This is a genomic window from Actinomycetota bacterium, assembly GCA_012837825.1.
In the GTDB taxonomy this organism is placed as follows: domain Bacteria; phylum Actinomycetota; class Humimicrobiia; order Humimicrobiales; family Humimicrobiaceae; genus Humimicrobium.
In genome coordinates this window covers 1-19,219 of record DUQM01000010.1, presented here as the reverse complement: position 1 = coordinate 19,219, position 19,219 = coordinate 1, and the positions used below count along the sequence as shown (strand labels likewise).

18 protein-coding genes and 4 tRNA genes are annotated in these 19,219 nt (G+C 36.4%); 16 read left to right on the top strand and 6 right to left on the bottom strand.

Annotation, left to right across the window (positions count from 1 at the left end):
• Positions 1-107 precede the first annotated feature (107 nt).
• The 5 genes from cysE to GXZ93_00975 all read left to right on the top strand — a co-directional run bounded on the left by cysE (position 108) and on the right by GXZ93_00975 (position 4,619).
• Positions 108-773, top strand: a complete 666-nt coding sequence (gene cysE, locus GXZ93_00995) for a serine O-acetyltransferase (protein HHT78369.1) — start codon at positions 108-110, stop codon at positions 771-773.
• 26 nt (positions 774-799) lie between these two features.
• On the top strand, positions 800-2,302 hold the full coding sequence (locus GXZ93_00990; GenBank protein ID HHT78368.1) for a cysteine--tRNA ligase: 1,503 nt from the start codon (positions 800-802) through the stop codon (positions 2,300-2,302).
• A 9-nt stretch (positions 2,303-2,311) separates the two neighbouring features.
• Positions 2,312-3,100, top strand: a complete 789-nt coding sequence (gene rlmB, locus GXZ93_00985) for a 23S rRNA (guanosine(2251)-2'-O)-methyltransferase RlmB (GenBank protein HHT78367.1) — start codon at positions 2,312-2,314, stop codon at positions 3,098-3,100.
• Positions 3,101-3,175: 75 nt separating this feature from the next.
• On the top strand, positions 3,176-3,733 hold the full coding sequence (locus GXZ93_00980) for an NYN domain-containing protein (GenBank protein HHT78366.1): 558 nt from the start codon (positions 3,176-3,178) through the stop codon (positions 3,731-3,733).
• Positions 3,734-3,743: 10 nt separating this feature from the next.
• Positions 3,744-4,619, top strand: a complete 876-nt coding sequence (locus GXZ93_00975; protein HHT78365.1) for a hypothetical protein — start codon at positions 3,744-3,746, stop codon at positions 4,617-4,619.
• A gap of 62 nt (positions 4,620-4,681) precedes the next feature.
• Here the strand turns inward: GXZ93_00975 and GXZ93_00970 are convergent, their stop codons facing one another.
• The 5 genes from GXZ93_00970 to GXZ93_00950 all read right to left on the bottom strand — a co-directional run bounded on the left by GXZ93_00970 (position 4,682) and on the right by GXZ93_00950 (position 11,299).
• Complete coding sequence (locus GXZ93_00970) at positions 4,682-6,106, bottom strand: FAD-binding protein (protein HHT78364.1); 1,425 nt, start codon at positions 6,104-6,106, stop codon at positions 4,682-4,684.
• Between the two features lie 11 nt (positions 6,107-6,117).
• Entirely contained in the window at positions 6,118-7,359 is a 1,242-nt protein-coding gene (locus GXZ93_00965; GenBank protein HHT78363.1) for an electron transfer flavoprotein subunit alpha, read from the bottom strand.
• A 26-nt stretch (positions 7,360-7,385) separates the two neighbouring features.
• A complete protein-coding gene (locus GXZ93_00960; protein HHT78362.1) occupies positions 7,386-8,174 on the bottom strand; it encodes an electron transfer flavoprotein subunit beta/FixA family protein in 789 nt (262 codons plus the stop codon).
• Between the two features lie 407 nt (positions 8,175-8,581).
• Entirely contained in the window at positions 8,582-10,492 is a 1,911-nt protein-coding gene (gene pknB, locus GXZ93_00955) for a Stk1 family PASTA domain-containing Ser/Thr kinase (GenBank protein HHT78361.1), read from the bottom strand.
• Between the two features lie 15 nt (positions 10,493-10,507).
• Complete coding sequence (locus GXZ93_00950; protein ID HHT78360.1) at positions 10,508-11,299, bottom strand: Stp1/IreP family PP2C-type Ser/Thr phosphatase; 792 nt, start codon at positions 11,297-11,299, stop codon at positions 10,508-10,510.
• A 358-nt stretch (positions 11,300-11,657) separates the two neighbouring features.
• Between GXZ93_00950 and GXZ93_00945 the strand changes: the two genes are divergently transcribed.
• The 11 genes from GXZ93_00945 (at position 11,658) to GXZ93_00895 (ending at position 18,488) form a co-directional block, all read left to right on the top strand.
• Positions 11,658-11,744, top strand: a tRNA-Leu gene (locus GXZ93_00945).
• Between the two features lie 62 nt (positions 11,745-11,806).
• Positions 11,807-12,835: a hypothetical protein gene (locus GXZ93_00940; protein HHT78359.1), complete on the top strand. Its 1,029-nt coding sequence runs from the start codon at positions 11,807-11,809 to the stop codon at positions 12,833-12,835.
• Between the two features lie 136 nt (positions 12,836-12,971).
• A complete protein-coding gene (locus tag GXZ93_00935; GenBank protein HHT78358.1) occupies positions 12,972-13,916 on the top strand; it encodes a peptidoglycan DD-metalloendopeptidase family protein in 945 nt (314 codons plus the stop codon).
• 47 nt (positions 13,917-13,963) lie between these two features.
• Complete coding sequence (gene pheA, locus GXZ93_00930; protein HHT78357.1) at positions 13,964-14,800, top strand: prephenate dehydratase; 837 nt, start codon at positions 13,964-13,966, stop codon at positions 14,798-14,800.
• A 34-nt stretch (positions 14,801-14,834) separates the two neighbouring features.
• On the top strand, positions 14,835-16,106 hold the full coding sequence (serS, locus tag GXZ93_00925; GenBank protein ID HHT78356.1) for a serine--tRNA ligase: 1,272 nt from the start codon (positions 14,835-14,837) through the stop codon (positions 16,104-16,106).
• Positions 16,107-16,171: 65 nt separating this feature from the next.
• Positions 16,172-16,261 (top strand) — tRNA-Ser (locus GXZ93_00920).
• 68 nt (positions 16,262-16,329) lie between these two features.
• A tRNA-Arg gene (locus tag GXZ93_00915) sits at positions 16,330-16,406 on the top strand.
• Between the two features lie 170 nt (positions 16,407-16,576).
• Positions 16,577-17,023 carry a GNAT family N-acetyltransferase gene (locus GXZ93_00910; protein HHT78355.1) on the top strand — a complete coding sequence of 149 codons (447 nt, stop codon included), beginning with the start codon at positions 16,577-16,579 and terminating at the stop codon, positions 17,021-17,023.
• A 99-nt stretch (positions 17,024-17,122) separates the two neighbouring features.
• A complete protein-coding gene (gene rpiB / locus GXZ93_00905) occupies positions 17,123-17,581 on the top strand; it encodes a ribose 5-phosphate isomerase B (GenBank protein HHT78354.1) in 459 nt (152 codons plus the stop codon).
• Between the two features lie 9 nt (positions 17,582-17,590).
• On the top strand, positions 17,591-18,328 hold the full coding sequence (locus tag GXZ93_00900; protein ID HHT78353.1) for a cytochrome c biogenesis protein CcdA: 738 nt from the start codon (positions 17,591-17,593) through the stop codon (positions 18,326-18,328).
• A gap of 66 nt (positions 18,329-18,394) precedes the next feature.
• A tRNA-Ser gene (locus GXZ93_00895) sits at positions 18,395-18,488 on the top strand.
• Between the two features lie 130 nt (positions 18,489-18,618).
• Here GXZ93_00895 and GXZ93_00890 read toward each other — a convergent pair.
• Positions 18,619-18,819: an AIR carboxylase family protein gene (locus tag GXZ93_00890; protein HHT78352.1), complete on the bottom strand. Its 201-nt coding sequence runs from the start codon at positions 18,817-18,819 to the stop codon at positions 18,619-18,621.
• Positions 18,820-19,219 lie beyond the last annotated feature (400 nt).

Here is a 19,219-nt window from a genome sequence, read left to right as displayed (position 1 = left end):
TAGATGATTGCCTGAAAAGAATAAAACAAACTAAAATACTTATTGAAAATAATAAGAAAATTTAATAATTTTAATAAAAATTATAAATAATATATATCTTCAGGCATATGGGACTTATAGCAGAACTTAAAGAACAGATAAGGGTAGCAAAGGAAAAGGATCCTGCTGCCTTAAGTGCCTTTGAAATAATTCTTACCTATTCGGGAGTGCATGCAATAATATTTCATCGGATTGCGCACTGGCTTAATAAAAAAAGGATACCCTTTTTACCAAGATGGATTTCACAGGTATCCAAATTTTATACAGGTATAGAAATTCATCCCGGAGCGCAGATAGGCAGAAGGCTCTTTATTGATCATGGAATGGGAGTAGTGATTGGAGAAACTACAGTAATAGGCGATAACTGCCTGCTTTATCAGGGAGTTACACTGGGAGGTACAGGAAAGGAAAGAGGCAAGAGACATCCTACTCTTGGAAATAATGTAATAGTTTCTGCAGGTGCCAAAGTTCTTGGCTCAATTACAATCGGAAGCAATGTGGTAATAGGCGCAGGAGCAGTTGTAATAAACCCGGTTCCTGATGGTTGCACGGTTGTCGGTGTTCCCGGGAAAATAGTTAAAATAAAAGGCGAGAAGGTTCTTTCAGATGAATTCCGCAGAATGAATCTTCCGGATCCTGTAAATGACCTTTTAACGGAACTCAAATCCAGAATAGATGTTCTGGAAAATGAGATAAAAATTTTGAAGACTAAAGATAAAAACAAAACTGAATGAAATTGCTTAAAATGAAAGAGGATATTTTGGATCTTAAAATATACAATACGCTTACAAGAAATAAAGAGGAATTTAAAACCTCTGAAGAAAATCTGGTAAAAATGTATGTCTGCGGACCTACTGTCTATAATTACATATCAATCGGCAATGCCAGACCCATAATTGTTTTTGACATGGTGCGGAACTATCTTAAATATCTTGGCTACAGGGTTATTTTTGTACAGAATATAACTGATATTGAAGATAAAATAATCAATAAGGCAAAACAGGAGAATGTTGATTTCAAGGTTATAACAGACAGATACATCAAAGCATTCAAAGAAGATATTGAAAGGCTTGAAATAGGAAGCATTGACAGAATTCCGCTGGCAACTGAAATGATTGATGAAATCATAGAGATAATACAGAAAATAATTGCTAATGGCTATGGGTATGTTTCAGAGGGAGATGTCTATTTCGATGTTTCAGAATATAAGGAATACGGAAAACTGTCCGGGCAGAAAATCAGTGAAATGAAAAATTCTGAAGAAAGCAGTTTTAATAAGGAAAGCAATATCGACTTTACTTTATGGAAATCTGCCAAAGAAGGGGAGCCAAGCTGGGAAAGCCCGTGGGGATACGGAAGACCGGGCTGGCATATTGAATGCTCGGCCATGTCTGGAAAATATCTTGGATTTGGGTTTGACATACATGGCGGAGGCATAGATCTTATATTTCCCCATCACGAAAATGAAATAGCGCAAAGCGAAGCTGCATTTCCCGATTCCGGCCCTTTTGTAAGATACTGGATGCATAATGGCATGATTGAGGTAAAAGACAGGAAAATGTCAAAATCGGATGGATTAAAAAGCGAATGGATATTAAGAAATCTTCTTGACAGATATTCCCCGAATATAATTAAATTCTATATGCTTTCCACGCACTACAGGAGTCCTCTTGAATTTTCCGGTCAGAAGATCCGGGAATCTCAGAAAGCAATGGAAAAAATAGTGAATACATTCCGGAATCTGAAATTCCTTATTGAAAAACAACAGACCGGAAAAGAGCAGGAAAAGGGCAGGGAAGAAAAAATAATTGAATATGAAAAGACAGAAAAGGCAATAGACGACATAAGAGAATTGCTTATTCCGGATTTTAAAAAATATATGAGTGATGATTTTAACAGTGCAGGCGCAATCGGAGTTTTATTTGAGGCTATAAAAGGCATAAACAGCATCATACAGTCCAAAGAGTTTGTTTTCAGAAAAGAAAGCTTAAAGAAGCTCAGTCTTTTTTATGAAGAAGCTGTCAGACTTTTTAAAATCTTCGGAATAGACATAGAGGGTGAACTTTCAAGAAGGCAGGATCAAAACAAAGATGATGCTTCCGCTCTTACAAAAGAGCAGATAGAAGAATTTATAAGACAGAGAAATGAAGCCAGAAATTCAAAGGATTACAGGAAATCAGACGAGATAAGGGACATGCTTCTGAAAGCAGGGATAATCCTTGAAGACAGAAAAGAAGGGACAGTCTGGAAAAGACAGGAATAATCTTTAAAAATGAAAGATAATAATGAAAGAACGGAATTTGAATTAATAGAAGGCATAAATTCCGTTTCGATGCTTCTTGATAATAACAAAGGCAGAAGAAAAATATTCAATCTATATATACTCCAGTCAAGAGAAGACGATTTAAAAATAAAGAGCATAAAGCATAAAGCTGCTGAAAAACATATAAGCTTTTCAGTACTCCCAAAAAAAGATTTTGAAAAAATCCTCAGAACAAACCCTCTAAAATCGCAGGGTATATGTGCAAAAGTATCAAATTATTCATATCCCGATATTGAAATATTTCTTAGAGACAGGCCGGACAAAAAGACAAGGCTGCTTATTCTGGACGGTATTACGGATGTAGGTAATTTCGGGGGAATAATAAGAAGCGCTTTTGCTTTTGATTTTGATGGTATTATAATTCCCAAACACAGAAGTGCTGATGTAAACAGGGATGTCAACAGAGCTTCTTCCGGAGCGCTTGAAGGAGTCAGTATTTTCAGAGTGTCAAATCTTTCAAGGATCATTGATATGCTTAAATCGCTGGGATTCTGGATATACGGAACTTCAGTTTATGAAGAAGACAACAGAAAAACCTTAAAGCTTTCAGAAACAATATTTAATTTTCCAATGGCTTTAATACTTGGAGGAGAACATAAAGGAATCTCCAGGCTTTTAAAAGATAAATCGGATGAACTTGTAAATATTGAAATAAATGGCAGGCTGGATTCCCTTAATGTATCAGTGAGCGCCGGGATTCTTTTATACTTCATTAATCGTCAGGCTGAAAGAGATTGAATTCTTCGGCAGGACGCTTAAAAATTATGATTAAAGTCGCCTGTTTTCATAATAATACTGAAAAAATGTTTTGATATGAGAGAACTTGTAATAATCGATGGATATAATTATCTTTTCAGCATCTTTGATAATTCGCATATTAAAAATAATGAACTTGAAGAAATGAGAGATAAATTTATCGGGGAACTTGCTGAATATAAAAATATTACAGGTTGTGATGTAATTGTGGTTTTTGATTCATATAAATATCCAAAAAGTGAAAAAAGCAGAAGCATGCACAAGGGGATAGAGATTATTTTTTCAGGAAGCAGAAAAACCGCGGATCATATCATTGAAGAACTTTCCAACACAAAGAAAGGATATGAAAAGAAAATAATAGTAACTTCCGATAACACAGCTCAGACAGTTGTTTTTAAAGAGAATATTTATAGAAAGTCCTCAAGAGAATTTGAAATGGAGTTGCAGCATATAAAGAAAGATCTGAGCAATAAAATAAGAAGAATAAACAGACAAAACGCAGGCAGCGGTTTCTCGAGTCTTGAAAAGAGGATTGGGAAAAACCAGATGGAAGAGATTAGCAGGATAGCAAAAAATTCTATTAAGGAGAAATCTGAAAATAAAAAAAATAAATAAGAATTACTTTGTGATAATTTTTATATTTCTGGTTTTGTTTTTGTTGTTCCTGAATTCCTGTTCCCTGATTCTTGGTATAATCAAAGATTCTTCCGGATATGCTGACTTGCCATCCACACAGACTACCCGGGCAGAAAATAATAATGCTCCGGGCTGTTATGGCAGCGCTGATAATAGGGAAGTGGAGGAAAATACTTTTTATGTAACGAAAATAATAGATGGCGATACGCTTATAATCAACAGCAATCATCCGGTCAGAATGATAGGAATAAATGCTCCGGAAAAAGGAATGTATTTTTATGAAGAGGCAAAACAGAATCTGGAAATATTGATTTTAAACAGGGAAGTACGTCTTGAAAGCGACATCAGCGATAGAGATAAATATGGCAGACTGCTGAGATATATTTTTGACGGTGATTATTTTATAAATTATGAAATGGTAAAATTCGGTTTTGCAAATGCATATGACTATAAACCTGACATCAGATATTCAGATTTATTGAAAGAAGCTGAAGAATATGCAAAGAAGAATGAAAAAGGCATCTGGAAAAGAGCTGATATTAAAGGCATTGAGATAAGTATAAATTATAATCCACAGGGCAATGACAAAGATTTTCTGAACGGTGAATGGGTTGAAATAATTAATAAAGGAAAAAGCAGTATAAATCTGAAAGGATGGAGCATTAAAGACATGGGAACAAATATTTATATTTTTGACAATGTTGTCCTGCATCCTGAAAGCAGCATTTTCATTTTTACAGGTAGTGGTATTGATGAGCCCGGAAAGCTATACTGGAATGCAGACAGACCTGTGTGGAATAATGACCACGACACTTTATATTTGAGAAACAGCTCAGGAATACTTGTAGAATATTTTAGCTATTAATCTTTGATTTCAGGACCTGAAGCTATCAATTTTTCGATGTTAAATAAATATCCTTATTATTTTTATCCCTGGCATATTTTTCCCGGATTTAAGATATTTTTGGGATCAAATGCCATTTTTATGTTAAGCATGAGATTCATATATGCTTCACCATACTGCCGGGAGAGAAATTCTTTTTTTGCATAACCTATCCCATGTTCTCCTGAAACAAGTCCGCCCAGAAGCTCTGCTTTCCTGTACATTTTATTGAATACTGCTTCCAGTTTTTCCTTCCAGGTCTTTTCATCAAGAGAATCCCTGAGAATATAGATATGCAGATTACCATCTCCTGCATGTCCGAAACTTCTTATTCGGATTTCAAATTCATCTTGAAGGCCCTGTGTAAAATTGATAAATTCTGCAACTTTGTTTCTCGGAACCACAACATCGCATTCATCCATTTCAGTTGTGGAAGCTTTAACAGCTTCAAGAAAAGTTTTTCTTGCAGACCAGACTGCCTCTTTTCTTTCGCTTGTATCAGTGATATAAGCGTCATAAGCTCCTTCCTTAAGGCAAATTTCTGCAACAATGTTGTAATCCTTTTCAATTTCTTCTTTTGAATTACCATCAAATGTGAGCAGCAGATATGCATCGGCACTGTTGTCAGGGAATTTTTTCCCAAGATATTCTTCAGCCGCTATTATTACTTCTCTCTGCATGAACTCTATTGCAGTCGGAATTATCTTTGCTTTTATTATTTTTGGGACTGTACCTATTGCAGCTTCAAGGTTGGGGAAAGGCACAAGAAGACTGACAGTTTTTTTAGGCAATGGCAGCAATTTAAGAATTGCTTTTGTTATTATTGCCAGCGTACCTTCAGAGCCGCATACAAGATCCTGGATGCTGTATCCGGAACTGTCTTTTACAACTTTTCCTCCTAGTTCCAATATGTCTCCGTTAGGCAGTACAATTTCAAGTCCCAGGACATAGTCTCTTGTTACACCGTATTTAACTGCCCGCATTCCTCCGGCATTAGTGCTGATATTGCCGCCTATGGTAGCGGAAATCTCTCCGGGATCCGGCGGATAAAAAAAGTCATTGTCTTCAGCATATTTTGAAATCTCCATCAAAAGTACTCCCGGTTCCACGGTCAAAGTAAGATTGTCATAATCAAGTTCAAGTATTTTATTCATTTTGGTCATATTAATCATGATCCCGCCGTGGATAGGTACAGAACTTCCGACAAGTCCTGTACCGGAGCCTCTTACTACTACAGGAATATCCTTTTCGTAAGCGTATTTCATTATTTTTGATATCTCTTCGGTGTTGAGTACATCTACAAGAACCTCAGGATAAGCTCTTACTGTATTAAGCTCATCATGACAGAAATCCTCACTTATGTTATCGCCGGTGAATACTCTTTCACAGCCCAGCATTTCGTTTAAAAAACTGATATCTTTTTCGTCTATTTTTTTATATATTTTATTGCATAAACAACTTTCAAACATTTCCCCCTCCTTTAGTTTCTTGAAGCCGGTGCAGAATATTTGGCAAAAATCTTATCTGTTATGCCTTTTGCAGATTTTATATTTTCTATAAGCTTAGGAACTACTTCGTAAATATCTCCTATTATACCGTAATGCGCAACACTGAAAATAGCTGCATTGGGATCCTTATTAATGGCAAATATATAATCAGCGCTTTTCATTCCGGCAGTAAACTGGACAGCACCCGAAATCCCGAGTGTTATTATGAGTTTTGGCTTTACCGTTCTGCCGCTCAGCCCTATCTGTTTTTTTGCCTCCATCCAACCTGCTTCTACAAGCGGCCTGGTTCCCGCAAAATTACCGTCCAGGACTTCAGCAAGCTCATAGGCAAGAGACATGTCTTTCTGTGTTTTTATTGCCCTTCCCACAGCGACTATTATCTCAGCTTCCGATATATTTTCTTCCTGAGGCTTTTTGGTTATCTTTATTACTTCAATTCCTGATTTGAATCTGTTTACATCCATACTGCAGATGGTTATTTTCCCCCCGGATTTTTCCTGTCTTTCAGGTGCAGTCATAATCTTATACCTGACTGTTGCAAGCTGTGGGCGCGAGTTGGGAGTTACTATCTGTGCCATGATGTTTCCTCCAAAAGCAGGTCTTATCTGGACAAGGTCAGTATTTTCTTTAATATCAAGAACTGTACAGTCTGCGGTGAGTCCGGTTTTAAATCTTGCAGCAACTCTTGGAGCAAGCGATCTTCCTATTGTGGTTGCTCCCACAAGTATAATTGATGGTCTGACTTTTTCTATAAAATCTTCAAAAGCAGTTGTATATGGCTCTATTCTGAAATGCTTAAGTTCTTTGTAGTCGTAAACAAATACTTCGTCAACTCCGTAATGAAGAAGCTCCTGAGCGCTGTCAAGAATCTGATAGCCCAGATATATGCAATAAACAGGATAATTTACCTTTTTTGCAAGCTCCCTTGCTTTTCCAATAAGTTCAAAGGTAACAGGATGTATCTTGCCTTCTACATGATCGACATATACAACAATGCCTTTCCAGGCATTTTTATCAACTTCCCGTATATCATCTTCAACGAATTCAATTGCTCCTTCCGGTCCTTTTTTTATGCATATCTTGCACATTTTGCAAGCTGCATTTATGTCCAATATGCCATTTTTGTATTCTATCGCATTAAAAGGGCATATTTTGATCAGTTTTTCTGCTGATTCGTCATTAATTTTTTCTTGATTTATCTTAAGTCTTCCCATTTTTATAACACCTCGGAAATAGAAAATTAAATAAATTTAAGCTCTTTTAATTTTTTAGTTATTTTTTCGGCAAGTTCCTCCCCGGAACCTTCCCATATTTCCTTGTCAAGATTTTCATCTGGCGGAAAGATTCTCTCTACCTGAGTTGGGGAGCCGGTAAGTCCGTACCTTTTTTCATTTTTATCTTCCATATCATTAAGACATAGCATTTTTATTTTTTTATTAATAGTAGCCTTTTTTCTTTTGTATGATGGAAGCCTTGGTTCAAAAATATCCTTTTCTACGGAAATAAGACATGGAAATTTTACTTTTGCGATTTCTATTGTCTCAGGCATATCCATTTCAACAGTGATATCTTCTGAATCGACTTTAATTATCCTTAAAACATTAGCGATATGAGGGATGTTCAAATATTCGGCAATCTCAGGGCCTACCTGTGCGGTATCACCATCCGTTGTCTGTTTTCCGGTTATTATCAGATCAAAATCGCCGAATTTTCTTATTCCCTGTGAGAGAGTGTAGGCGGTTGCAAGGACATCAGCTCCTGCAAATTTCCTGTCTGATATTACCATGCCTTCGTCTGCGCCCATCATAAAAGATTCTTTAATTATTTCCTCTGCCTGGGGTGGTCCCATTGTTATGGTTTTGACTCTTCCGCCATGTTCTTCTCTGAGCCGCAGAGCTGTTTCAACCGCAAATAAATCATAAGGATTCATTTTTGTGTCTATGCCATCTCTTATAAGCACACCGGTTTTGGGATCGACCTGAACTTTTGTGGTTTCCGGCACCTGTTTGATGCACACTATAATTTCCATTTTAAAAATCACCCTGAATTAATAATATTTGTAAAAAAAATAAAACGTTTAAATAATAAATATCAAACACATTATTTAACATAAAATGAAATAAAAAACAATTAAATGAAGAAAAAATGTTACTACTTTGTAACAAATTTGCCAAGGCTATTAAAGCAATTCAAGAAGATTGCCACATGTCTGGATAATGAGTCTCATGTTTCCCCCAATATTTTGAGGAGTGGATAAATTTTTTGAAGCGAAATTTTATAATATGGAGAGTATTCTGATAGGCTGATAAATTCTTGTTCCTTTGCAGGGCATATGAAGTGCATTCTGTCTTTTGAGTCTCCGCACGGACCATTTCTTAACTTTCTTTCATTAAAATTTTTATTGAGAAGTATCGTAAAACCAAAAAGCCTGCCTGATCATTTTCCTACAATCACAAGTATTTTTTCCGATGAAGAAATAAAACTGCCGCTTACAGGATACTGGGATAAAACTGTATTTTCCTGAATGCTGTGCATTACTTCAGAATATCCGATTTCATAATTAATGCCCATGCTCTCCAGGATGGAAACTGCATTTTCAAGATTAAGCTTGATGACATCGGGAACTTCCAATAGCTCCTCGCTTGTAGAGATGTAAATTCTTACAAGACTGCTATTTGCAACTTCTGTTCCGGGAGCAGGCAGAGTGTCAATCACTACGCCCGGAGTCAGTGTAGATGAAGGTATTTTTTCGGTAATTATTTCAAAACCCAGGGATTCAAGCGTGGATAAAGCCAGCATGATATCGTATCCTTTCAAGTCAGGTATAAGAACCATTTCCATACCCGAGCTTACATAAAGAACTATTTTTTCGTTAAAACCAGCTGTTTTTGAATGAGCAGGTTCATGTTTTATAATTACATCTTTATGAAAAAAATCAGAAGATTCCCATTTTATTTCCAGATTTTCAAATCCGAGATCATTAAGAATTTTCCGCGCTTCTTCAATATTTATTCCAATAAGATTAGGCAGTGTCACTGTGCTGGATTCCTCCTGCCCTCTGCTGACACTGACTTTTATTTCAGTATCTTTCATAACATCATTTCCTTCGGACGGAATCTGATCTATGATAAAACCTTCAGGAACAATACTGTTATATTCTTCGTTCTCTGATTTAATTTCAAGTCCGATTGACTGAAGCATTTTTTCAGCATCAATGTAACGCATATTTGTGATACAGGGGACCCTGACGAGCTCTTCACGATTTTTTAAAGCATTATTATTTATTAAGGCCCATATAGACAATACAATAAAAACTGCCAGAACAGGCAAAAGTGTCGACCATGTAATTATAAGCATTTTTCCTGCCTTTTTTTGAGAAGAATTCTGTAAGACTGCCTCTTCTTTTTCATCACGTGAAAGATCTTTATTCTTTTCACTGCCTTTTGAGGTAAATTTGAAATATCCGATCTTCTTTATGATATTGCCCTGCTTTGATGCTTCATTTTCTTTTTTTTCTTCGTCTGCCAGAGGTTCTCCCTTAAGAAAACTGATTAAATCAGATTTTAAGTCAGCTGCGCTTTCATACCGTTTTGACGGATCCTTCTGCAAACATTTTAATACGATTTTCTCCATTCTCTCCGGTACTTCCGGAACAAACACTGACGGCCTTAGAGGTTTTTCATTTATATGTTTTAAACTTATATCTATTGAATTCTCTCCTCTGAACGGGACATCTGCTGTAAGCATTTCATAGATGACTATGCCAAGAGAATAAAGATCAGTAGAGTAGCTGAGAATTTTACCCTGAGCCTGTTCCGGGGAAATATAATATGATGTTCCCAGAATATTTAAAGTTTTAGTATTGTCTTCAAGAAGGGATTTTGCTATGCCGAAGTCTGTTATTTTTACAGTTCCGTCTGCGGTTACAATAATATTCTGCGGTTTTATATCTCTATGAATCAGATTATTTTTATGTGCGACTTCAAGCGCCTTGCATATCTGTATGGAATACCTGGCAGTAGTTGCAGGGTTGATTATTCCTTGTTTTTCTATGATGTCTGCAAGGTTTGAGCCTTCCACATATTCCATACATATGAAATAAGAACTATCAAACTGACCCCAGTCAAATATTGAAACTATATTGGGGTCACTTAGTCTTGCAAGGATCTGGGCTTCTTTTTTAAATCTTGCCACGAAACTTCTATCACCTGCATAAAGATGAGATAAAATCTTGATAGCTACTTTTCTGTGCAGTTTTATATCATCTGCGAGATAAACATCAGCAGAGCCTCCGCTGCCCAGCTTTTTAACTATTTTGTATCTTTCAGCAAGAATTGTTCCTATCATAACAAACTTTTCTTTTTAATTTTTTAAGGCAATGACAGTGATATTGTCGTTGCCTCCATTTTTAATTGCTTTTTTTACAAGGTTTTCAGCAATCTCTTTTGAATTTTTGTTTTTTGATTTTTCAAGAATTTTTTTTATCAAATCATCATGAACCATTGAATTTAAACCATCTGAACAGAGGATGATGATATCATCTTTTAAGAGTTCAAATTTAAAACATTCAAGAGCAGTTATATCATTTTCACCTATTATTCCTGTGAGGTAATTTTTCTGGGGATGGGAAAACAATTCTTCGTAAGTGATGGCTCCTTTTTTATAAAGTTCAAAAACGAATGTGTGGTCTTCAGTCAGAAGACTCAGCTCCAAATCCCTGAAAAGATAAAGCCTGCTGTCTCCCACATGGATTACATAACCTTTTTCGTTTTCAATAAACAGACCTGTGAAAGTAGTGCCCATGCCGCTGTAATCTTCATTTTCAAGACCCATCTTATATATGTTGCTGTTTGCATATTCAATGCTTTCTATAAGCATTTTCTGAATTTTATCCGCATTGTTGTTCCTGGAAATCATTTTCGTAATATTCTTGGGTTTTTCTGCATGCACTTTTTCATTATTTTTAGTATTCCGGCAGGATAAAAGATTTGTAAAATGTTCAACAAAGTATTTTATTGCAAATCTGCTGGCGATTTCGCCCGCATTATGCCCGCCCATACCGTCAGCTACAATCATTAAATTACTTTCTGCATGGTATGAGTCTTCATTAGATGTTCTAAGTTTTCCGATATCGCTTAATGCATAATATTCCATATGAGACATTATAGTTAAATAAATAGTGTATGAAAAATATTTTACCCAAAAAGGCTTTTAAAAGTATTAAATAATTTTTTTCATTCCTGTTATTCAGTATTATTTCTTTATTTTTTTATCCTTATCTGCAAATATGCAGAAAGAATGGGTATTTATATAAATTTGTCGGGTAAAGAATTACCGGGTAAAGAAGCAAAGCTGAATTTCCGGCAAATAAGCGAAATCGCAATATAGCAAAAAAATCCTGTTCAACAAATTCTTTGAATCAGACGGTGAGTTATTGGTAAAAAAATCTTAATTTTATATAATACAAAATAATATCTTTTTAGAATTGTTTTTGCTAAAATTTAGCACAGTCGGGCGAATGGCGGAATTGGCAGACGCGCTAGGTTCAGGACCTAGTGTTCGCAAGAACATGGGGGTTCAAGTCCCCCTCCGCCCACCATTAAAATTGATTTGATCAGACAGGGCTTGTATTGCCACATTTTTTTCTCCGGAGAGAGTTGATTGGAAAAGAAAAGCAAAAAAGAACCCATTATTACTTTGATAATAATGTTAATCATAGCTGCAGTCATTGTAAGCTGGATAACCGGCTTGTGGAGTTGCGAAAACGGTAAAAAAAATTTAAACGAACAGAAGAAATTATCAATTGCGGATTATATCAATTCAGTATCGGTTTTAATCCAGCATTCAAACAAGACAGCTGTAAATTATTTCATTTTGCTTAATCAGGTAAAAGACATAACAAGGGAAGAACTTGACAAGAATCTTTCGGACATAATAGAGGAAAGCAAGATAAATCTCCAGAATTGCCATGAAATGAATCCGCCTGAGTCATTTGAAGTCTCACATGGTTATCTGAAGCTTGTTCTTGATCTGCGAACCAGGGCTTATGAAAACTTCAAACCTGCCCTTTTTAATGCACTGCAGAATATCGGCGAGGAAATAGCTGTTTCCCAGATCACAAATTCATTTCTAAATATGTATATGAGCGATGAAATATACAGGTATTTCCAGGATGAAATAAAGACCGCAGGAGAAAATATTGAAATAAACAATCTGACGATATTAAGCTCAAAAATACTTAAGGAAAGCGAGCTAATAGATCCTGAGAATGTCTCAAAATTCATTAATGACATAAAAACCGTTGCAAGCCTTCAAGAAAGAAGGGGAATGGCACTGATAACTGATTCAATTGAATTCAATCCCAGGATAATAAACCAGCAGGGAGAATACCTTATTCTTGCAAAGGGCAATGAAGTCAGTGTTACAATGATTGTTGAAAACCAGGGTAATGTTACGGAAAAAGATGTAATAGTTGTAATGAGCTACAGCACGGAAGATAATCCCAGAGCTGATGAAAAAACATATACAATAGCTTCAATTGAGCCCTCTGAACAAAAATCAGTTACAATATCAGGATTTCAGGCGTTTCCCGGACTGAGATGCAGCATGTCTATTGAGGTTAAACCTGTTCAGGGGGAAAGCGTTCTTACAAACAATACTGCTTCATACAAGTTTATGGTTGAGAGATAGAAAAGGATATTGTGCTTCTTAAAAAGTCCTGCAGTATCCCAGAAGAAAGGATTTAAAATTTTACATATTTATAATTTTATATATAATATTTAATCATTTGCATAATTGTAGCTATTTATTATAAAATTTTTTGATAATGAGTGAAGAAAAAAATAAGACATATACATTAATTATTTATTCCGGCCCCAAGGACAGGATAAAAAAGCTATCTTTCTCCCAGAATCTTTTAAGGTTCATTTATATTTTTGCAATAATAGTGGTAGCGGCAATAGCCATACTTGTCTCAAATCTTTATATAACCAGACAGAAACTGAATGAAAAAATTGCGGAGATTGAAAGAATCGAGTATAAAATCAACTACAAAGAAGTTGAGCTGGTAAATCTTGAAAAAAAGACAAACGAGATACAGTCAAAGACAAAATTGCTTGAGAATTATCTGAAAGAAGTTGAAGAACTGGACAAGCTGGTAAGAAATATTACAGGACAGGGCGGTTATGAAGGAGAAGTAACCATATATGATAATGGACTTAATGCTGATCTTCAGTTGCTAAATGATCCTAATGAGATATTTTATTATACCCTGGATCAGGAAGAAGAACTTGAGGACATAAGCTCAATGCTTGATGATCTTTTAAGCAAAGCTCCTGATCTTGCAGCAAGCCTTGAAAATGACAAGAAAAATATGGAAGACTATATATATGTCATGGAACATACACCTTCCATATGGCCCACCTGGGGAAGGATTACTTCTACGTTTAATGAAAGAAGATGGGGGAGCATACATAAAGGCCTTGATATAGCAAACAGCACAGGCACACCGATTTCAGCCACTGCTTCAGGTGTAGTAATTTATTCCGGCTGGCACAGCGGATATGGTAAAAAAATTATTATTTATCATATGGACAAATACACTACAGTCTATGCTCATCTGAGTGATATGTATGTAAAGGTCGGCGACAAGGTCACACAGGGCCAGATAATAGGAGAAATGGGCAATACCGGAAGAAGTACGGGTCCTCATCTGCATTATGAAGTATATGTTAACGGAGTTCCTCATAATCCCAAGGATTTTCTTCCATAAACATATTTATCTTAATTAATAATTATTTTATTTTTTAAAAACAAGGCATGAAAAAAATATCTTATCTCGGGCCAAGAGGCACATTTACGGAAGAAGCGCTTTTTAGTTTTTATAAGGATGCCGGTGAAATAACAGCAGAGCCGCTGGGGACAATAGTAGAAGTAATTAAGAGCATAGACAGAGGTGATACTGATGAGGGCCTCATACCTATTGAAAACTCACTGGAAGGCTCAGTCAATATTACTCAGGATATTCTGGCTTTTGAGAGTGAAGCCAAAATAATAAGAGAAATCACTATACCTATAAGACACTATCTTATAGGTAAAAAAGATACCGGTTTGAAAAAAGTCAGAAAAGTGATTTCACATCCCCATGCAACCGCCCAGTGCAGATCTTTTTTAAACAACAGACTGCCGGGAGCGGAAATTATTGCCGCCAACAGCACAGCTGAAGCAGTAAAAAAAATACTGGATCTTGACGATGATTTTGCTGCAATAGGCACCAGGGTTGCAGCAGAGTTTTATGATCTTAAGATTATCGAAAAGGATATAGAGGATTCGAGAGATAATAAAACAAGATTTGTTTTTATAGGCAATTATATTCCTCAGAGGACAGGTCATGACAAGACATCAATAGTTTGTTTCCTGAAAAAAGACAAACCCGGAAGCCTGTATAAAATATTGAAAGAATTTGCGGACAGGGAAATAAATCTGACTAAAATAGAATCAAGGCCGGCAAGGAAGAATATAGGGGATTATATTTTTATGATAGATCTTGAAGGTCATCTGCATGAAAAGAAAGTCTTTGAAGGTATAGAATCTTTAAGACAAAATGTTTATATGATAAAAATACTTGGCTCTTATCCTGTTTGGAAAGAATCATAAAAAATGTAAATAAGGACAATCGGGAGAAAAAGAATTGATAGATATTGATTTATTCAGGAAAAATCCTGAAATCTTTAGAGAAGAAATCAAAAAAAGAAATATGAAGATAAATATTGATGAGGATCTTGAGTTTGATGCTGCAAGAAGAAAGCTTATTTCTGCGGTTGATGAATTAAGGGCTTTGAAGAATGAAAATTCAAAAAAAATGCCAAAACTCTCAGGTTTGGAAAGAGAAAAAGCAATAGCAGAAATGAAAAAAGTTAATGACAGTCTTGTAAGCATGGAAAAAGAATTGCAGGAAAAAAATGAAGAATTCAATTCAAGACTTGCCGGTTATCCCAATATTTCTCACAGCACAACTCCAATCGGCAGGAATGAAAATGATAATGTACCCATATTTTTTTACGGCAGCAAACCGGAGTTTGATTATAAAATAAAAAACCATATAGAACTCGGAAAAGCCCTTGACATACTTGATGATGAAAAAGGAGCGCAGGTAAGCGGGGCAAGGTTCGTATATTTAAAAAACGAGGCGGTTTTTCTTGAATTTGCGCTGATCAGTTACGTTTTTAAGATACTTTATTCCAAGGGATTCATACCTGTAATACCTCCGGTGCTTGTAAAGGAAAGAGCAATGTACGGAACAGGTTTTCTGCCTGCTGAAAAAAATCAGTATTATAAGATAGAATCTGATGAACTCTATCTGGTCGGGACTGCGGAAGTTCCGCTCTGCAGTTATCATGCTGATGATATTCTTGAGCTGGATTCTCTTCCTTTAAAATACTGCGGCTTCTCAACATGCTTCAGAAGAGAAGCCGGCAGCTACGGCAGGGATATGGGGGGCATGTTTCGTGTTCACCAGTTTGATAAAGTAGAGATGTTTATTTTTTCAGATCCTGAGAAATCATGGGATAATTATGAATTTTTGAGAGAAACTCTTGAAGAAATATACAGAGGCCTGAACCTGCATTACAGGATACTTAATATGTGCACCGGTGATATCGGAAGTCCTAATGCCAAAAAGTATGACCTTGAGGCATGGCTGCCCGGACAGGGAGCATACAGAGAACTTGCCTCGTGTAGCAATGACACGGATTATCAGTCAAGAAGATTAAACATAAAGTATAAGGATAATGATAAAAATAAAGGTTTTGTCCACACCATGAACAGTACCGCCTGCGCACTGGGCAGGACTCTTATTGCAATATATGAAAATTATCAGGATTCAAAAGGCAATATCAGAATTCCTGAAGTTCTCCTGCCTTATATGAACGGCATTGAGATCATATCTGCAAAACAAAAATAATCCACACAATTATTTAAGTATTTTATTTTATTTAAGTATTTTTTTTATTATAATAGTTGTCTGCCGGAGAGGTGGCAGAGCGGTTGAATGCGGCGGTCTTGAAAACCGTTGAGGGTTTGTGCCCTCCGTGAGTTCGAATCTCACCCTCTCCGCCATTCTGCGATTGTCTTGTAATGTCGCCGAATTAAATTTGTTATTTATAAAATAATCAGAATATTTTTTTGCGCCCGTAGCTCAACTGGATAGAGCATCGGACTACGAATCCGCAGGTTGGGGGTTCGAATCCCTCCGGGTGCGCCATGACTTTAGATACTTGAAGCTGACTGTGCCGAGAGTTAAAATATGCCGGCAATACATTTTAACCGGGATTTCAAAGGAGAGACTTCAGCAAATGCGAAGAAGTCCGCGGCTCTGCAGCGAATCAAAGATAAGACAAGAACCGAATCTTTTCGGTATTATATGGAGATACTATGGATTTCGAAATAAAAAAAGCAGATAAAAATGATTTAAACGGCATACTCAGACTTTACAGCCAGATGCATAATATTGAAGTACCTGAAATAAGCGATGAAATCAAAAATGTCTGGAAACGTATTCTTGATTATAAAGATCAGCATGTCATTGTAGGAATAAAAGATGGAACAATCGTTGCAACATGCGTAATAATCATTGTTCCCAATCTGACCCACAAACAGAGACCATATGCTCTTATTGAAAATGTGGTAACAGATGAAAGTCACAGAAAAAAAGGTTTTGCTTCAAAGATCCTTGATTATGCCAGGGAGATAGCATTAAGAGAGAATTGCTATAAAATAATGCTTCTTGCCGGCTCAAAAGAAGACGGCGTTTTGCGGTTTTATGAAAAAGCCGGATACAACCGTAATGACAAAACAGCATTTATACAATGGCTGAAATAAAAGATTAAGTGTTTTTACCCGCAAGCCCTTTTTCTAAGCGGCTTGATACAGGATTATTTTTTATTCTTAATTAATAAAATTCTAATCAGAGGTTTAAAAATGCATAAAGATAAAAAGATTTTTACAGGCTCTGACCATGCAGGATTTGATTTAAAGGAAAAAATAAAGGGCTATCTTTCAAATGAAGGTATTGATTTTGAGGATATGGGAGCGCCGGATATTAATCCTGCGGATGATTATCCTGATTATGCGGCAATAGTGGCAAAAAAAGTAGCTGAGAATAATGGAGCAGGAATACTTGTATGCAGCAGTGGAACAGGTATGTGCATAACTGCAAATAAGATAAAAGGAATAAGGGCTGTTAATGCCTTTAATGCAGAAATTGCAGAAATGTCCAGAATTCACAATGATACGAATGTTCTTTGCCTAGGCCAGGATTATATTCCGGAGGGGCTGGCAATCCAAATAGTCAGGAAATGGCTTGAGACAGACTTCAGCGGAGTTGAAAGGCATCAGAGAAGAGTTGACAAAATAGCAGAATATGAAAACCAGTCTTAAGAGGTATTAATGTTTGAAATAAGTATTTTTTCAGCATTTTCAGCAGGGTTTTTATCGTTTATATCCCCATGTATTCTACCGCTGGTACCCGTGTATATAAGTCTTATGTCAGCCAAAGCAGCTTTCGGGCAGAGCAGAAATATGAAATTATCTGAAAGGATGTTTCTGCTATTAAACAGCATATTTTTTGTGCTTGGATTTACGGTTGTTTTTGTAATACTGGGTTCAACGGCAACTTTTTTTGGAAGATTGCTTCAGCAGTACTCAAATATAATTGCCCGGGTTGGAGGAGCTATACTTATTATCTTCGGCCTTCATTACATCGGACTTTTTAAAATACCTTTTTTGAATTTTGAAAAAAAGTTAAATATTCCGGAAAGTGCCAAGTTCAATTATCTTGGCTCTTTTCTTATAGGCATTATATTTGCATTCGGCTGGGTTCCCTGTGTGGGTATGATTCTTTCCGGAATTCTTATGATGGCAAGCAGGCTTGACACTCTGTTTCAGGGAATAATGCTGTTGCTTGCATACTCATTGGGGCTTGGAATACCTTTTATTATATTCAGTATGTTTATAAGCCTTTTTGCAAAGTTCTTCAAAAAGATAAACAGGCATATGAAAATAATAATGATCATATCTGGCGTATTCCTTATACTGCTTGGAATTATATTTATAACCGGAAGCATGTTGAAGACAGTCGGAATTATTACCAGATATCTTCCATTTTTAAATAAATTTAATTTTTAAAAGATGCTTTTTTATAAATTTATGCTATTATATTCTATTGTTTTTTTAGTATAATATTCTTTCCACGGAGGAGTGCAAGAGAGGCTGAATTGGGCCGCCTGCTAAGCGGTTAGGTGGGTAATTGCCCGCCTCGAGGGTTCGAATCCCTCCTCCTCCGCCAAACATTAACCGTAGCATTGATATAATGCTGCGGTTAATTCTTTTATTTTTAGTATCGAGAAAGCCTGCAATATAAGGTGTCCGCCCCTTAGGGGTATTCAAAACCCTTTGTATTGCAGGCTTTTTGTACGTTATGGAGCTCCTCCCGGCATCTGCACTATGGATAAAAGCGAATCCAGCCCACCGAGATCATCAGTTTTAATAGGAACCCCTATTACAGGGAGTGTCGTATATGCAGCTATTACCCCCGGAAGATGAGCCGCTTTGCCGGCTCCGGCAATTACTGCTTCAAATTTATTCTCTTTAAGTTTTTTTGCGAAATCTGGGATCAGGAAACAACACTATCATCCATGAAAGTGTTCATTGAGACAAGCATCGCAAGGTGTTCGCTCTTGAGAAACTGTTCAATCCGGACGCATCATTTATAAGTTGCGAGGTTGTCGGTGGAGCCGCTTCTCCCCTTGTGAAAAAATCAACGGAATTTATGGAGCACCAAGCTAATCAACTTACTCCAAGAATTCAAATGTCTGCCGAACCTTTTCGGGCAAAAACCAAAGAATATATCACTCGCTTTATTCGGGAAACGGATTTATGGTGGACTCCTATTGGAAAGATACGGTTTTAAGCGGTAAGAGAAAATTGAGTAGCACGAACATTTCAAACGGCCACCTTGAAGCAAACGGAATAATTGACGTCGAAGAGATAGAATTTAATCTCGTAGTGCGGAACTTA

What these genes read in the sequence shown, in the direction of transcription:
- cysE (HHT78369.1), top strand. Translation starts at nt 108, where the DNA reads ATGGGACTTATAGCAGAACTTAAAGAACAGATAAGGGTAGCAAAGGAA.
- rlmB (HHT78367.1), top strand. Translation starts at nt 2,312, where the DNA reads ATGAAAGATAATAATGAAAGAACGGAATTTGAATTAATAGAAGGCATA.
- GXZ93_00980 (HHT78366.1), top strand. Translation starts at nt 3,176, where the DNA reads ATGAGAGAACTTGTAATAATCGATGGATATAATTATCTTTTCAGCATC.
- GXZ93_00970 (HHT78364.1), bottom strand. Translation starts at nt 6,106, where the DNA reads ATGTTTGAAAGTTGTTTATGCAATAAAATATATAAAAAAATAGACGAA.
- GXZ93_00965 (HHT78363.1), bottom strand. Translation starts at nt 7,359, where the DNA reads ATGGGAAGACTTAAGATAAATCAAGAAAAAATTAATGACGAATCAGCA.
- GXZ93_00960 (HHT78362.1), bottom strand. Translation starts at nt 8,174, where the DNA reads ATGGAAATTATAGTGTGCATCAAACAGGTGCCGGAAACCACAAAAGTT.
- pknB (HHT78361.1), bottom strand. Translation starts at nt 10,492, where the DNA reads ATGATAGGAACAATTCTTGCTGAAAGATACAAAATAGTTAAAAAGCTG.
- GXZ93_00950 (HHT78360.1), bottom strand. Translation starts at nt 11,299, where the DNA reads ATGGAATATTATGCATTAAGCGATATCGGAAAACTTAGAACATCTAAT.
- GXZ93_00935 (HHT78358.1), top strand. Translation starts at nt 12,972, where the DNA reads ATGAGTGAAGAAAAAAATAAGACATATACATTAATTATTTATTCCGGC.
- pheA (HHT78357.1), top strand. Translation starts at nt 13,964, where the DNA reads ATGAAAAAAATATCTTATCTCGGGCCAAGAGGCACATTTACGGAAGAA.
- GXZ93_00910 (HHT78355.1), top strand. Translation starts at nt 16,577, where the DNA reads ATGGATTTCGAAATAAAAAAAGCAGATAAAAATGATTTAAACGGCATA.
- rpiB (HHT78354.1), top strand. Translation starts at nt 17,123, where the DNA reads ATGCATAAAGATAAAAAGATTTTTACAGGCTCTGACCATGCAGGATTT.
- GXZ93_00900 (HHT78353.1), top strand. Translation starts at nt 17,591, where the DNA reads ATGTTTGAAATAAGTATTTTTTCAGCATTTTCAGCAGGGTTTTTATCG.